We start from the raw sequence: 14,640 nt of genomic DNA on the forward strand, positions 1-14,640 counted from the left end.
GGCGAACCATGGCTAATCCATCTACCGCTGCGCACGCGCCGCTCGAGGGCTCGGCGCGGCACTGGGGCACGCTGGCGCTGTCGGCCGCCGTGTTCATGAACGTGCTCGACACCTCGATCGCCAATGTGTCGCTGCCCGCCATCGCGGGCGACCTGGGGGTGAGCACCAACCAGGGGACCTGGGTGATCACCAGCTTTGCCGTGGCCAACGCGATCGCGGTGCCGCTGACGGGCTGGCTGTCGCAGCGCTTCGGGCAGGTGCGGCTGTTCATGGCCAGCGTGGCCTTGTTCGTGCTGGCCTCGTGGCTGTGCGGACTGGCCCCGAACATGACGATGCTCATCGCCTTCCGCATTCTGCAGGGCTTCGTGGCCGGGCCGATGATCCCGCTGTCGCAGGCCCTGCTGCTGTCGAGTTATCCCAAGGCGCTGGCGGGGCTGGCGATGGCGATGTGGTCCATGACCACGCTGGTGGCGCCGGTCACCGGGCCGCTGCTGGGGGGCTGGATCACCGACAACATGACCTGGCCGTGGATCTTCTACATCAATGTGCCGGTCGGCATCTTGTCGGTGCTGGTGACCTGGCGGATCTTCCGCAACCGCGAGACGCCGACGCGCTCGCTGCCCATCGACACCATCGGGCTGTCGCTGCTGGTGATCTGGGTGGCGGCGATGCAGATCATGCTCGACATCGGCAAGGAGCACGACTGGTTCCAATCGCCGGTGGTGCTGGGCTGTGCGGTGGTGGCCGTGGTGGGCTTTGCGTTCTTCCTGGTGTGGGAGCTCACGGACAAGCACCCGGTGGTCGACCTGTCGCTGTTCCGCCTGCGCAATTTCTGGGCCGGCACGCTGGCGATTTCGGTGGGCTACGGGCTGTTCTTCGGCAACGTGGTGCTGCTGCCGCTGTGGCTGCAGCAGTACATGGGCTATACCGCGACCAGTGCGGGCATGGTGATGGCCCCGGTGGGCTTGCTGGCCATCGTGCTCTCGCCGGTGGTGGGCAAGACCATGCACAAGGTCGATCCGCGCCACTACGCGACCTTTGCGTTCCTGGTGTTCGGTCTGGTGCTGTGGATGCGCTCGAACTTCAATACCCAGGTCGACTTCTGGACGATCATGATCCCGACGCTGATCCAGGGCATCGGCATGGCGTTCTTTTTCATTCCGCTGATCACGCTCACGCTCTCGGGCCTGCCGCCCGAGCGGGTGCCGGCGGCTTCGGGACTGTCGAACTTCGTGCGCATCACGGCGGGTGCGGTGGGCACCTCGGTCTCGACCACCTTCTGGGAACGGCGCGCCACGCTGCACCATGCCCAACTGGTGGAGAACCTCACGCCGGGCAGCGGTCCGGCCGGTCAACTGCTGCAGGGCCTGCAGTCTGCCGGCCTGAGCGCGGAGCAGGCGCTCTCGCAGATGGACCGGCTGGTCAACCAGCAGGCCTTCATGCTGGCGGCCAACGATGTGTTCTATGCGTCGGCGATCCTGTTCCTGGCGCTGATTCCGCTGGTGTGGCTGGCCAGGCCGCAGCGCAGCGTGGCCGATGCGGGAGATGCGGCGGCAGGCGCGCACTGAGCGTTCTCGAGCAGGCACGAGCCGTGGGAGACGGCCTGTGCCGCCTGACCCGGGGGCGACGACCGCCCGGGCGGGCTGGCCGCGGGTCAGCGCGGCTGGGCGTTGCCGACTAGCGCCAACAGCGGCTCGCGCACTTGCGGCGCGCCGGCGCTGACCGGGCCGCCGTCGAGCAGGTCGCGGCCGGCGCCGGGGAAATCCGCAGTCCAGCCGCCGGCCTCGCGGATGAGCAGCAGGCCGGCCAGGCAGTCCCAGGCGTTGATGTGGGCCTCGTGATAGGCGATCAGGCGTCCGGCGGCCACATAGGCCAGCATCAGCGCTCCCGAGCCGTTGCGGTAGGGCATGCCGCCGGCCTCGAGCAGCCGTCCCAGGAATTGCGTGGCGACCGAGGGCGGTACCCGCAGATTGATGCCCAGCCCGGTCAGGCCCTGCTGCAGGCTCTGCGTGCCGTCGACGGCGATGCGGCTGCCGTCGAGGAACGCGCCGCCGCCGAGGCTGGCATGGAAGGTCTCGCCGGCGCACGGGGCGTGCACCACGCCGGCCACGGTCTGCCCCTGGTGCTCGAGGGCGATGGAGACACACCAGGTGTCGAGTCCATGCACAAAACAGCTGGTGCCGTCGATCGGATCGATCACCCAGGCATAACCCGAGCTGCCGGCTTCCAGTCCGTATTCCTCGCCCAGCAGGCTGTCCGCCGGGAAGTGCCGGGCCAGTTCCTCGCGCAGGAAACGTTCCACGGCCCGGTCGGCGACGCTCACCACATCCTGCCCGTTGAGTTTGACCTCGATGTCGGTCTGCGCCAACTGCTTGAAGTAGCCGAGGGCGAGGTCGCCGGCTTGCCGCGCGAGCGCCAGAGCCAGGCGTTCCCGTTCCGCGCAGGGCGTGGCCGGGGACGGCAGAGACGACGGTGTGGCTGGGGTCATGGCAGCTCCTTCGGGGCGGGTCAGGCGGATGGGAAAACGTCCACGGCAACGGGGCCGCGCAGCGTGGGCCGGGCCAGGGGCGGCGGGGCCAGCGGCGGACTGCCCCTGCCGGCCTCGATGGCCTGGGCCAGGCCGGCGATGGCGGCTTCCGGATCGGCCGCGTGGGTGATGCCGCGCAGCACGGCCACGCCCTGGGCGCCGCAGCGCACGGCCTCGAGGCTGCGGGCCTCGTCCATGCCGGCGATGCCGACCACCGGCTCGTCCAGCACGGCGCTCCAGTAGGCCAGATTGCCCGGGCCCTGCGGCCACCACGGCATGTCTTTCGTGACGGTGGCGTGGATGGGGCCGCAGGCGATGTAGCTGGGCGCTTCGGCATGGGCCCGGCAGACTTCCCAGTAGCTGTGCGTGGACAGGCCCAGCCGGATGCCGCTTCGACGCAGGGCGTCGAGGTCGGCGCTGAAGAGGTCTTCCTGCCCCAGGTGCACACCGTAGGCGCCATGGCTCAGTGCGGCCTGCCAGTGGTCGTTGATGAACAGTTGGGCCTGCACCGCGCGCGCGGCCTGCACGCTGCGGGCGATCTGCTCGTCGAGATAGGCCTGGGCATCGATGCCTTGCGCGGCCAGCGCGTCGAGCGCCTCGGCCTTGATGCGCAGTTGCACGGTGCGCACGCCGGCCGCGAGTGTGCGTTCCACCCAGTCGGCGCTGTCGACCACCGGGTACAGACCCATCCAGGCCTGAGTGAGTGCAGGAAAGGCCGGCCGGCCGGCGTGCACCGCATGGCCGGGCAGCCGGTCGAGCGCAGGCACCAGCAGGGGCAGCCGTGCGGGCTGCAGGGCGAAGCCGGACTGGGCATGGACCGGACCGGCGCCCCGGCCGGCCGCGTAGCCGTGGACCAGGCCGTCGGTACTCAGCATCTTGGCGATGACCACCGCATCGGCTTCGCAGTAGCCACGCGCCAGCGCCGCCGCGGCAGCCGAGGCGAAGGTGCAGCCGGTGCCGTGGTTGTGCGGGGTGTCCACGCGCGGCAGGGCCAGCCAGCCGTGGGCTTGCGGCGTGTCGAGCCAGTCGAGCGACCATTGGGCCGCCTGCGGGGTGCCCGTGCCGGGGTGGGCATCGCCGCCCGTGATGACGACGGCGCCTGCGCCGCGCCGGCGCAGATCGGTCGCCAGCTCGGGCGGAGTGCCGCTGCGCCCGACCAGCCAGGCCGCTTCGGCTTCGTTGGGCTTGATCAGCGTGGCCAGCGGCAGCAGTTCGGCCAGCAGGGCCATGCGCAGCGCTTCGCCGCCCAGCTCGGCGCCTGTGCTGGCGCGACGCACCGGATCGACGACCAGCGCGGGCGGCGACTGCGGATACTGCGCACGCAATGCACGCACCCAGCGCGCGACCACCCGCACGTTGTCGGCCGAGGCCAGCATGCCGGTCTTGATCACTGCAGGCGGAAGGTCGGCGGCGAGCGCGGCGAGCTGCGCGTCGAGGACTTCGGGCGACAGGGCCTCGATGTGGGTGACGGCCACCGAGTTCTGCGCGGTGACCGCGGCGATCGCGGTGCAGCCGTGCACGCCCATCAGGCCGAAGGCACGCAGATCGGCCTGGATGCCGGCGCCGCCGCCGCTGTCCGAGCCGGCGATGCTCCAGACCACGGGCCGCGCGGCGGAGGAGGGCAAGGGGGAAGGTCGAGCGTCGGATGTCGTCATAGGATGAAGGGGCGGCCGGTGACCGGCGTGGTGGCCGTGGCCATGTCCTGCTTGGGGATCACGCCGGCTTCGTGACCGAGCCGGCCGGCTTCGATGGCCAGCTTGAAGGCGGCGGCCATCTTGACCGGATCGAGCGCCTGCGCCACGGCAGAGTTCAGCAGGATCGCGTCGTAGCCGAGTTCCATGGCCTGCACGGCGTCGGCCGGCGAACCGATGCCGGCGTCGACCACCAGCGGCACGCCGGGCAGCCGCGCGCGCAGGGTGCGCAGCGCATACGGGTTGACCAGGCCCTGGCCCGACCCGATGGGGGCGCCCCAGGGCATGAGGATGTTGCAGCCGACATCGAGCAGGCGCTGGCAGGTGACCAGGTCGTCGGTGCAGTAGGGGAAGACCTCGAAGCCTTCGGCCGCCAGGGTGCGCGCGGCGTCCACCAGCTCCCACGGGTCGGGCTGCAGGGTGTATTCGTCGCCCACCACTTCGAGCTTGATCCAGTGGGTGCCGAACAGCTCGCGGGCCATGCGTGCCAGCGTCACGGCTTCGTGGGCGCTGCGGCAGCCGGCCGTGTTGGGCAGCAGATGGGCTCCGCTGTCGCGGATCATGCGGTAGAAATCGCTGGCGCCGGCGCCGCCCGCCAACTGGCGCTTGAGGCCGACGGTGACCACCTGGGCGCCCGAGGCCGTGATGGCCTGGCGCAGCACCTCGGGCGAGGGGTAGCCGGCTGTGCCGAGGAAAAAGCGGCTCTGCAGTTCGATGCCGCCGATGCTCAAAGTCATGATGGAAGTCTCCGCGAATGGGGGAAGGCGAGGGGGCGGCCGGTTCGGTACGGGTCGCGTCGCTGCCAGGTATCGGATGTCGGGTGTCGGGCCTCAGCCCCCGGTGATGGGCTGGAACGTGAAGATGGCGTCGCCCTCGGCCAGGGGCGTGTCGGCGCGTGCCGTACGGGCCACGAACTCGCCGTTGAGTGCGGTGGCCAGGGCCTGCGGGGCCTGCCCGAGCTGCGTGACCAGGGTCGCCAGGTCTCGGGCCTCGGTCTGCAGGGGTTCGCCGTTGACCGTGATGTGGATGGTGCTTGTCATGGGGCGATATTGTCCTTGCTGGGCGAGCCGGCGTCGCGGGCGGCATCGAAAGCGGCCAGGGCGCGTTCGATCAGGGCCGGCGCGATGAGCCAGCCGTGGCGGAAGAGGCCGTTGATGCGGCTCAGGCCGGGGTCGGTGTCGATGCGGGGCAGATTGTCCGGCAGGGCCGGGCGGAGATTGCTCTCCATGTGCACGATGCGGGCCTCGGCGAGCTCCGGCATCACGCTGTGGGCGGCGGCCATGAGTTCGACGGCGCTGCGCAGCGACATCGGGCCCCGGTCTTCGCTTTCGATCTCGCTGGCCCCGATGAACACGATGTCGCCGGGGCGCGGCACGATATAGACCCGGTGGCGCGGGTGCAGCAGGCGCAGCGGACGGTTGAGAACCACGCCGGGGGCATGCAGCCACAGCACCTCGCCGCGCACGCCGCGCGTGGGCAGTTCGGGACGGGCACCCAGTCCGCGTGCATCGAAGACCCAGTCGAAGCCGAGGTCGCCGCCCCGTGCATGCAGCACGCCGGGCGACAGCGCCTCGACGTGCGTCTGCCAGTGCCATTGCACGCCCAGACGGCTGCCCGCCTCGGCCAGGGCCAGCATGGCCTGCCGGGTATGCAACTGTCCTTCGCCGGGCAGCAGCCAGGCTTGCGAGGGGCCCTGGATCGCGGGCTCGAGCGCGCGCAGTTCGGCGAGGTCGATGCGGCGCATCACCGCGTCGATGGCCTGGGCATCCGAGCCCTGGCGTGCCAGCTTGTGCGTCAGCAGCTCGGTCATGCGCCGCGCCGAGCCTTCGTCGCCCCGGTGGGCCAGCATCAGGCTGCCTTGCTGGCGGTGAAAGACGGCGCCGGGCAACTGCGCCAGCACCTGCGGCCAGCGCGCCAGGGAGCGCTGGCCCAGGGCGTAGATGTCGTCGTCGCCGGTTTCGAGTTCGGCCACGGGGCTGAGCATGCCGGCCGCGGTCCAGCCTGCGGCGTAGGGTGTTGCCTGGCCGGCCGCCGGCTCGTGGGGGCCATCGGCCGGGTCGAAGACCTGGACGGCGTGGCCGCGAGCGGCCAGTTCCCATGCGAGCAGCCGGCCCGTGAGGCCCGCGCCTGCGATACCTATTTTCATAACGATGGGCCCGCTGCCGCGCAGCGGGCGTGCTGATGCGATCAAGTCAAAACAATGAACAGAGAAGCCGTCAGGCCCTCAGGCGGTGTCGCGGGCGTGCACGATGGGCACGTAGACCTCGCTGCCGGCGCGCTTGAACTCGCCGGATTTCTGCGCCATGCCGGCCGCCAGGGCCTCATTGTCGGCCACGCCGAGCGCATGGGCGTAGTCACGCACCTCCTGCGTGATTTTCATCGAGCAGAACTTGGGTCCGCACATCGAGCAGAAATGCGCCACCTTGGCCGTGTCCTTGGGCAGCGTCTCGTCGTGGAAGGCGCGTGCGGTGTCGGGGTCCAGCGCCAGGTTGAACTGGTCTTCCCAGCGGAACTCGAAGCGCGCCTTCGACAGCGCGTCGTCGCGAGCCCGTGCGCCCGGCTGGCCCTTGGCCACATCGGCGGCGTGCGCGGCGATCTTGTAGGCGATGATGCCCGCCTTGACGTCGTCGCGGTTGGGCAGGCCCAGGTGCTCCTTGGGTGTGACGTAGCACAGCATGGCCGTGCCCATCCAGCCGATCATGGCCGCGCCGATGGCACTGGCGATGTGGTCGTAGCCGGGCGAGATGTCGATGGTCAACGGACCCAGGGTGTAGAAGGGCGCCTCGTGGCAGTGCTTGAGCTGCTCGGCCATATTGGCCTGGACCAGGTGCATGGGAACATGGCCGGGCCCTTCGATCATGGTCTGCACGTCGTGTTTCCAGGCGATCTGCGTGAGTTCGCCCAGCGTGCGCAGCTCGGCGAACTGTGCCTCGTCGTTGGCATCGGCGGCGCAGCCCGGGCGCAGGCCGTCGCCCAGGCTGAAGCTCACGTCGTAGGCCTTCATGATGTCGCAGATGTCCTCGAAGTGCTCGTAGAGGAAGCTCTCGCGGTGATGGGCGATGCACCACTTGGCCATGATGGAGCCGCCGCGCGAGACGATGCCGGTGACGCGGTTGGCGGTCAGCGGCACGAAGGGCAGGCGGATGCCGGCGTGGATGGTGAAGTAGTCCACGCCCTGCTCGGCCTGCTCGATCAGGGTGTCGCGGAAGATTTCCCAGGTCAGGTCCTCGGCGATGCCGCCCACTTTCTCGAGCGCCTGGTAGATGGGCACGGTACCGATGGGCACCGGGCTGTTGCGCACGATCCAGTCGCGTGTGGTGTGGATGTTGCGGCCGGTGGACAGGTCCATCACGTTGTCGGCGCCCCAGCGCATGGCCCAGACCAGCTTCTCGACTTCTTCCTCGATGCTGGAGGTGACGGCCGAGTTGCCGATGTTGGCGTTGATCTTGACCAGGAAGTTGCGCCCGATGGCCATGGGCTCGACTTCGGGATGGTTGATGTTGGCCGGAATGATGGCACGGCCGCGTGCGACCTCGTCGCGCACGAACTCGGGCGTGATCAGTGCCGGCAGATTCGCCCCCAGGCCGTTGCCGGCCAGGCGCCGTTCGCGTGCGGCGTCGCGCTGGTACTCGGCCATCCAGGCCCGGCGGCCGTTTTCGCGCAGGGCCACGTACTCCATCTCGGGGGTGACGATGCCGCGGCGGGCGTAGTGCATCTGCGTGACGTTGGCGCCCGCCTTGGCGCGGCGCGGCGTTCGCTGCAGGCCAGCGGCCTCCCGGCGCAGCGTCTCGATATGGGCCTGCTGCCGGATTTCGTTCTTGACGCCGTCGTCCAGCGCCTGGCGCAGCCGGCCTTCGTACCGCTCGGTGTCGCCGCGCGCATCGAGCCAGCCTGCCCGCACCTCGGGCAGGCCGCGGCGCACGTCGATCCGGGCGGCCGGGTCGGTGTAGGGCCCCGAGGTGTCGTAGACCGTCACGACTTCGCCGTTGGTCAGCGTGATGCTGCGCATGGGCACGCGGATATCCGGATGGAGGATGCCGGGCTCGTGGATCTTTTGCGAGGCGGGCAGGGGCCGGCACGATTCGGCCAGGCGCTGGGCCCAGTTCAGGGGCTGGGAGGGATCGGGGGCGTTCATGGGGGGTCTCCTGGTTCCGGTGGATACATGCTCCGGATCGGTGCCCCCGCCGAGTCTTCCGTGCCCGCATGGCCCAGAGGCCGGCGCGCACGGAATGGCCCACACGGCACGCCGGCACGCGCACCCCGGGGGCACGCACACCGGCCGCCAGGCCAGACAGGTACAGCTCTTCTTCCGCCGGTATTAACCGGATCAAGTTCTCGGGTTTGGTGTCACCACCATCTCAGCACGCAGGCACCCCGGAGCAGGGGACAGTATAGGTCGCCGGCGCCGATGCGTGCCGATCTCGGTGTTTTATAGGGGTGCGAAAAAAGAAGGCTGCGTGACAGCCTTTACAGGGAGCGTTGCAAGAATTTGTGCAAAAAACCCTACAACTATGCAACATCAGAATACTTTGATGCATGGCTGTAATATGATCGCTCCCCCAACGTCCGGAAACACGGACGTGGCGCAGCTGCCGGCCGCTTGTGCATGACCGGCGGCGCGATCCCCACGAAAAAAGAGTCAGTCGCCAGGGCACCGCATGCGGTGTCCGTCAGCAGCCCGCCCGGGCGCGCCAGCCGGATGCCCGAAAGCCCGGCCGCGCGGCCCTGGCATTTGTCGTGGAGAGATCGCCGTGAACCGTTCCGAGCTGTCGCAGCCTGCGCTGCAACCCATTGCCGCGCCCGTCCAGGGTCTGTACGACCCTGCGGAAGACAAAAGCAGTTGCGGCGTCGGTTTCATCACCCGCAAGGACAGCGTGCAGAGCCCCGACGTGCTGCGCCTGGCGCACGAAGCCCTGTGCACCATCCCCCATCGAGGCGGCATGTCGGCCGAAGGCGTCGGCGATGGCGCGGGCGTTTCGCTGGATCTTTCGCAGGCCTTCTTCTCGCGGCTGGCCGGCCGCCCGCTGGTGTCCGGCGGTTTCGGCGTCGGCAATTTTTTCCTGCCGCCCGAAGTCGCGGCTTCCGAAGCCGGCTTGCCGGGCCATGTGACCGCGCGCCAGCGGGCCGAGGCGCTGATCGACGAGACGCTGTCCGCCCACGGGCTGGAGGTGCTGTTGCGCCGCGATGTGCCGGTCGATACGGGTGTGCTGCGTGCAGCCGCCGTGCGCAGTCAACTGGCCATCCGGCAGTGGCTGTTCGTGCCGCGCGGCCTGCCGGGCGAGTCCGTGCAGCCGCTCGATGCCCCGGCGCAGGCCGCTTTCGAGCGCCGCATCTACGACGCCCTGCTGGTCATCGAGGAGCAGGCCTACACCGACCCGCAGCTCGCCGGCCTCTATCCGCTGTCGCTGTCGTCGGCCACGCAGGTGCTCAAGGGCCGCCTCAACTCCAACGAGGTCATCCCTTATTTCCGCGACCTCGTGGCGCCCGACCATGCCGTGCGCTCGCTGTACTTCCACACCCGTTTCTCGACCAACACCGATCCGCATCCGAGCATGGCGCAGCCGTTCCGGCTGATGGCGCACAACGGCGAACTCAACACCGACCGCAAGAACCGCATTGCCGAAGCGGCGCTGGCGCGGGCGCGCGGCAGCCGCATCTACCGGCCCAAAGGCCAATCCGACAGCTCGCGTCTGGACCAGACCCTCAACAGCCGGCTGATGCACGACGGCCTGGGCCTGGTCGAAGCCGTGGTCTCGATGATGCCGCCGGCCTGGGAGAACGACGAGACGCTGCCGCCGGCGGTGCGGGCCATGCTCGAGTACTTCTCGCTCTACGAGGAAAAGAACGACGGCCCCGCGGCGCTGATCTTCGGCAACGGGCAGGTGGTGGGGGCACGCCTGGACCGCCTGGGCCTGCGGCCGCTGCGCACCGTGGAAACCGCCGAGTACCTGTGTGCCATGTCGGAAGCCGGGCAGATCGGCTTTGCGCCGGAGGACGTGCTGCGGCGCGGCCGTATCGAAGCCGGCGGCATGCTGTATTACGACCACCGCGAGCAGCGTGCCTACGGCACCGCCGAAGCGCTGGAGACCCTGGCCGCCCAGCGCGACTACGCCGCACTGCTCGAGCAGGCACGGGTGCACCTGGCCGACCTGCCGCATCCGCCGGCCCAGCCCCCGGGAGCGCCTGGCCGCTACGACGGCGACCTGCAGCGCGACCAGCGTTTCGTGGCGTATTTCTACAACCAGGAAAGCTTCAAGTTCCTGATGGATCCGATGCTTGCCACCGGCGCCGAGAAGATCTCGGCCATGGGGTACGGCAACGCCATCAATGCGCTGTCGGATCACGAAGGCGGCGTCGCGCATTACTTCTCGCAGCGCTTTGCGCAGGTCACCAACCCGCCGCTGGATTCGATCCGCGAAGTCGACGGCATGACGCTGCGTGTGGCGCTGGGCGCCAAGCCCCATCTGGGGCGTGGCAAGGGCCGGCAGATCGTGGTGCCGTCGCCGCTGCTCACCCACCTCGACATGCTGGCCCTGCGCCGCCAGGACGTCGCGCCCTGCGCACGTTTCGACATGCTGTACGAACCGGTGGTCGGGCGCGACGCCGTTTCGCGCCAGGCCAATGCCGATGCGCTCGAAGCCGGCATCGATGCCCTGGGCCAGGCGGTGGTCGACTTTGCCCGTTCGCAGGGCGGCATCGCCGTGCTCAGCGACCGTCATGTGAGTTCGCGCCTGGCCGCCATCCCCATGCTGGTGGCGGTTTCGGCGATCAACCAGCGGCTCATCGACGAAGGGCTGCGCCTGGACGTGTCGCTGGTGGTCGAGAGCGGCCAGGTGATCTCGTCGCACCACGTCGCGGCCACGCTGGGCTTCGGCGCCTCGGCCGTGTATGCGCTGGGCGTGCAGATGCGGGCCGAGGACAAGTTCGGCGCAGAGGCCGACAAGGCCTTCAAGCGTTATGCCAAGGCGGCCGAAAAGGCCTTGATGAAGACCATGGGCAAGGTCGGCCTGTGCACGGTCGAGAGCTACATCGGCGGCGAGTTCTTCGAGCCCAACTTCCTCGACACGCAGAATCGGGTGCTGCACCGCTATTTTCCCAACCTGCGTTCGCCGGTGGGCGGCGCGGGCTTTGCCGCCATTGCCGAGATGGCGTGCGACTGGCACCAGCGCGCGCTGACCGTTGCCGCCGAGGCCGACGTGCCGCTGCTGGGCCTGTTCAAGGAACGTTCCGAGGGCGCCGGGCACTCGTACGGCACGACGGCCGTGCGCGGTTTTGTCGACATGACGGAAGAGCCCGTGTTCTTCGACGGGCGCGGTGCCGCACGGCCGGATGCCGACGGCGACTTCCTGCGCCTGATGACGCTCTCGCGCCTGGAGGATGCCTTCGCGCTGGGCCACGACGCCTACCGCAGCGGCGGCTACGGCCGTCTCACGCCGCAGCAGATCGACACCTATGCCATCAGCGCCAGCTACCGCAACTTCTCGCGTCTGATGGCCGATGAACGGCGCAAGCGGCCGGCGGCGCTGCGCGACGTGCTGGCGTTTCCGGCCGATGTGTCGGACTGCCGGGCTGCGGTCGAGTTCGAGCGCGGGCTGCGCCGCTTTGCCCTGCAGGGCAACAACAGCCATGCCGTACGCGGCCTGCGCTGCGAGCCGCTGACCGCCAGCCGTTTCCGGCTGCAATTGACCGCAGGCACCGAAACCGCCGGCGCCGAGGCCCGCCACGGCGCGTTGGCCGAGGCCCTGGCGCAGTGGTGGGGCGGCGAGCTCGTCATCGAGCGCGAGACCGAGGGCCATGCCCTGGTGGCGACGGCCGAGGGCGAGGCCCGGCGCTGGCTGAGCGCGCTGGTCGAGGCGCCGGCCGCCATCGCGCTGGCCGACGTGCAGCCGGCCAGCGAGATCACCGCCGCGCTGGCGTCGGGGGCCATGAGCCATGGCGCGCTGGTCGCGGCCGCGCACGAAGCCGTGGCGCACGGCACCAACATGGTCGGCGGCATGTCGAACTCGGGCGAAGGCGGCGAGCACCTCAGCCGCTACGGCACCATCCGGGCCTCGCGCATCAAACAACTCGCATCGGGCCGCTTCGGCGTGTGGGCCGGCTACCTGGCCGATCCCATGCTGGAGGAGCTGGAAATCAAGATCGGGCAGGGCGCCAAGCCCGGCGAGGGCGGGCAGTTGCCGGCGCCCAAGGTGACGGTCGAGATCGCCGCCGCGCGGGGCGGCACGCCGGGCGTCGAACTGGTCTCGCCGCCGCCGCACCACGACACCTACTCCATCGAGGATCTGGCCCAGCTCATCCACGACTGCAAGGCGGCCCGCGTGCGGGTGGTGGTCAAGCTGGTCTCGTCCGAAGGCATCGGCACCATCGCCGTGGGCGTGGCCAAGGCCGGGGCCGACGTGATCAACGTGGCCGGCAACACCGGCGGCACGGGCGCGGCTTCGGTCACCAGCCTGAAGTACACCGGCCGCGTGGCCGAGATCGGCATCGCCGAGGTGCACCAGGCGCTGTGCGCCAACGGCCTGCGCCAGAAGGTGGTGCTGCGCTGCTCGGGCGCACACCAGACGGCCAGCGACGTGATCAAGTCGGCCATGCTGGGCGGCGACAGCTTCGAGTTCGGCACCACCGCGCTGATGATGCTGAAGTGCGTGATGGCCAAGAACTGCAACATCAAGTGCCCGGCCGGCCTGACCACCAATGCCGAGGCCTTCGATGGCGACCCGCGTGCGCTGGCGCAGTACCTGCTCAACATCGCCCACGAGACCCGTGAGCTGCTCGCCGGCCTGGGCCTGCGTTCGCTGCGCGAGGCACGGGGGCGCAGCGATCTGCTGCAGCTCATCGAGCATCCGGCCGCCGTGGGACGGCTCGACCTGCGTGCCATGCTGGCCGTGGTGCCCGAGGTCCGCATCGCCGAGCCGGTGTATCTCGAGAAGGACTTCGTGCACGACGATGCTTTCCTCGAACGCGTGCGTGCCGCGCTCTTCGAGGGCGGCGAGGCGTCGGTCGACATCGCGCTCGAGCAAGGGCTCAACAACCGCAACAAGACGGTCGGCGGACAGCTGGCCATCGACATCGAACGCCTGCTCAACCACACCCTCGATGCACGGCAGGCGGCGGCCTTGCCCGCCGTGTCGACCGACGACCGGGGCCGGCGTTTCCTGCAGCCGGGCAGCGTGGTGCTGTCGACGCACGGCTCGGCGGGGCAGTCCTACGGCGCCTTCGCCAACGACGGCATGGTGCTGCGCCACCGCGGTACCTGCAACGACGGCGTCGGCAAGAGCCAGTGCGGCGGCGTCATCGCCGTCACATCGCCCGGCGGCGGCTCGCCCGAACCCGGCGGCAACGTGCTGGTCGGCAACTTCGCGTTGTTCGGCGCCACGGGCGGCCGGCTGTTCGTCGAGGGCCAGGCGGGCGACCGCTTTGCCGTGCGCAACTCGGGCGCCACGGCGGTGGTCGAAGGCGTGGGCGATTTCTGCTGCGAGTACATGACCAACGGCGCCGTGCTCAACCTCGGCAGCTTCGGCACGGGCTTTGCCAACGGCATGAGCGGCGGCTATGCCTACCAGTACGACCCGTATGGCGAACTGCCGCGCTGCGCCGCTGCCGATTCGGTGCTGCTGGGCCACATCGTCGACGACGATCCCATGGCACGTGTCCACCACGATGCCGTGCTGCAACTGCTGCGCTGGCACCACGAGGAGACCGGCTCGGCACGTGCCGCCTGGCTGCTCGCGCACTGGGACACCGAGCGCCAGCACATCGTCTACGCCATGCCCCGTGCGCTGCTGCTGTACCAGGATGCCGGCGAGATCCTGAAGGCCAAGCCGCGCAAGGAGCTGCTGGAAGAGCTGTCGGCCGCGCTGGCCGGCCACCAGGTGCGCAAGTTCAAGCTGGCGCTGCGCGACGGCCGCACGCTGCTCGATGGCGCCGTGCCGGGGCAGGGCGAGACCGATGGCGCGGCCATGGTGCTGCTGCTCAACAACTACACGGTGCTGCACATGGCGCGGCAACTGGCCCTGGCGCGGCTGCCGCAGGCCCAGGGGCCCGAAGACCCGGCCGTGGCCGCAGCCGTGCGCAAGCTGCTGCTCGCCGAAGACTTCGCCCTCATGCAGAAGCTGCAGCGCCATGCCCGCGAAGCGCTGGAAAGCTACGGCGACGACGCGCTCGCCAGCCTGGTCGCCGACAAGCGCCTGATCGACTACAAGGAGGCCCTGGCCCGCCGCAATCCGCTGTCGATGGACAGCCCGGCCACCTATGGCTGGATCCTGCACCAGGCGGCCTGCAACCGCGCCAACCTGGGCCGCATGCCCAGCTACGAAGAGCTCTTTGCCCGTTCGGCGCTGCCCGAGCTGGCGCGCACGCCGGTCGTCCTGGCCACTGCAGGCTGAGCCGTCCCGCCCTTCGCCATTCCTTTTTTCCGCATCG

8 protein-coding genes and 1 riboswitch are annotated in these 14,640 nt (G+C 69.6%); of the genes, 2 read left to right on the plus strand and 6 right to left on the minus strand.

Features of this window, described 5'->3' with window-relative positions:
• Window positions 1-8 precede the first annotated feature (8 nt).
• A complete protein-coding gene (locus EC845_RS18605; RefSeq protein ID WP_123299645.1) occupies window positions 9-1,568 on the plus strand; it encodes a DHA2 family efflux MFS transporter permease subunit in 1,560 nt (519 codons plus the stop codon).
• A gap of 86 nt (window positions 1,569-1,654) precedes the next feature.
• Here EC845_RS18605 and EC845_RS18610 read toward each other — a convergent pair whose 3' ends face one another.
• The 6 genes from EC845_RS18610 to thiC form a co-directional block, all read right to left on the minus strand.
• A complete protein-coding gene (locus EC845_RS18610; RefSeq protein WP_123299646.1) occupies window positions 1,655-2,488 on the minus strand; it encodes an inositol monophosphatase in 834 nt (277 codons plus the stop codon).
• A 20-nt stretch (window positions 2,489-2,508) separates the two neighbouring features.
• Window positions 2,509-4,152 carry a bifunctional hydroxymethylpyrimidine kinase/phosphomethylpyrimidine kinase gene (gene thiD, locus EC845_RS18615; protein WP_158615731.1) on the minus strand — a complete coding sequence of 548 codons (1,644 nt, stop codon included), beginning with the start codon at window positions 4,150-4,152 and terminating at the stop codon, window positions 2,509-2,511.
• Window positions 4,153-4,178: 26 nt separating this feature from the next.
• The gene (locus EC845_RS18620) at window positions 4,179-4,955 is read right to left on the minus strand and encodes a thiazole synthase (RefSeq protein WP_123299648.1); all 777 of its coding nucleotides are present in this window, start codon (window positions 4,953-4,955) and stop codon (window positions 4,179-4,181) included.
• A 93-nt stretch (window positions 4,956-5,048) separates the two neighbouring features.
• Window positions 5,049-5,258: a sulfur carrier protein ThiS gene (gene thiS, locus EC845_RS18625; protein WP_233598170.1), complete on the minus strand. Its 210-nt coding sequence runs from the start codon at window positions 5,256-5,258 to the stop codon at window positions 5,049-5,051.
• Complete coding sequence (locus EC845_RS18630) at window positions 5,255-6,364, minus strand: FAD-dependent oxidoreductase (RefSeq protein ID WP_123299649.1); 1,110 nt, start codon at window positions 6,362-6,364, stop codon at window positions 5,255-5,257. The genes thiS and EC845_RS18630 overlap by 4 nt, the downstream gene beginning before the upstream one ends.
• Window positions 6,365-6,442: 78 nt before the next feature.
• Window positions 6,443-8,353, minus strand: a complete 1,911-nt coding sequence (thiC, locus tag EC845_RS18635) for a phosphomethylpyrimidine synthase ThiC (RefSeq protein WP_123299650.1) — start codon at window positions 8,351-8,353, stop codon at window positions 6,443-6,445.
• Between the two features lie 152 nt (window positions 8,354-8,505).
• Window positions 8,506-8,605: riboswitch (TPP riboswitch) on the minus strand.
• Window positions 8,606-8,969: 364 nt separating this feature from the next.
• Here thiC and EC845_RS18640 point away from each other — a divergent pair.
• Entirely contained in the window at window positions 8,970-14,603 is a 5,634-nt protein-coding gene (locus EC845_RS18640) for a glutamate synthase-related protein (RefSeq protein WP_199739856.1), read from the plus strand.
• Window positions 14,604-14,640 lie beyond the last annotated feature (37 nt).

This window comes from Comamonas sp. BIGb0124 (assembly GCF_003752175.1).
Taxonomy (GTDB): domain Bacteria; phylum Pseudomonadota; class Gammaproteobacteria; order Burkholderiales; family Burkholderiaceae_C; genus Comamonas_F.

Coding starts and splice junctions, on each gene's coding strand:
- EC845_RS18605 (WP_123299645.1), top strand. CDS start 9: ATGGCTAATCCATCTACCGCTGCGCACGCGCCGCTCGAGGGCTCGGCG.
- EC845_RS18610 (WP_123299646.1), bottom strand. CDS start 2,488: ATGACCCCAGCCACACCGTCGTCTCTGCCGTCCCCGGCCACGCCCTGC.
- EC845_RS18620 (WP_123299648.1), bottom strand. CDS start 4,955: ATGACTTTGAGCATCGGCGGCATCGAACTGCAGAGCCGCTTTTTCCTC.
- thiS (WP_233598170.1), bottom strand. CDS start 5,258: ATGACAAGCACCATCCACATCACGGTCAACGGCGAACCCCTGCAGACC.
- EC845_RS18630 (WP_123299649.1), bottom strand. CDS start 6,364: ATGAAAATAGGTATCGCAGGCGCGGGCCTCACGGGCCGGCTGCTCGCA.
- thiC (WP_123299650.1), bottom strand. CDS start 8,353: ATGAACGCCCCCGATCCCTCCCAGCCCCTGAACTGGGCCCAGCGCCTG.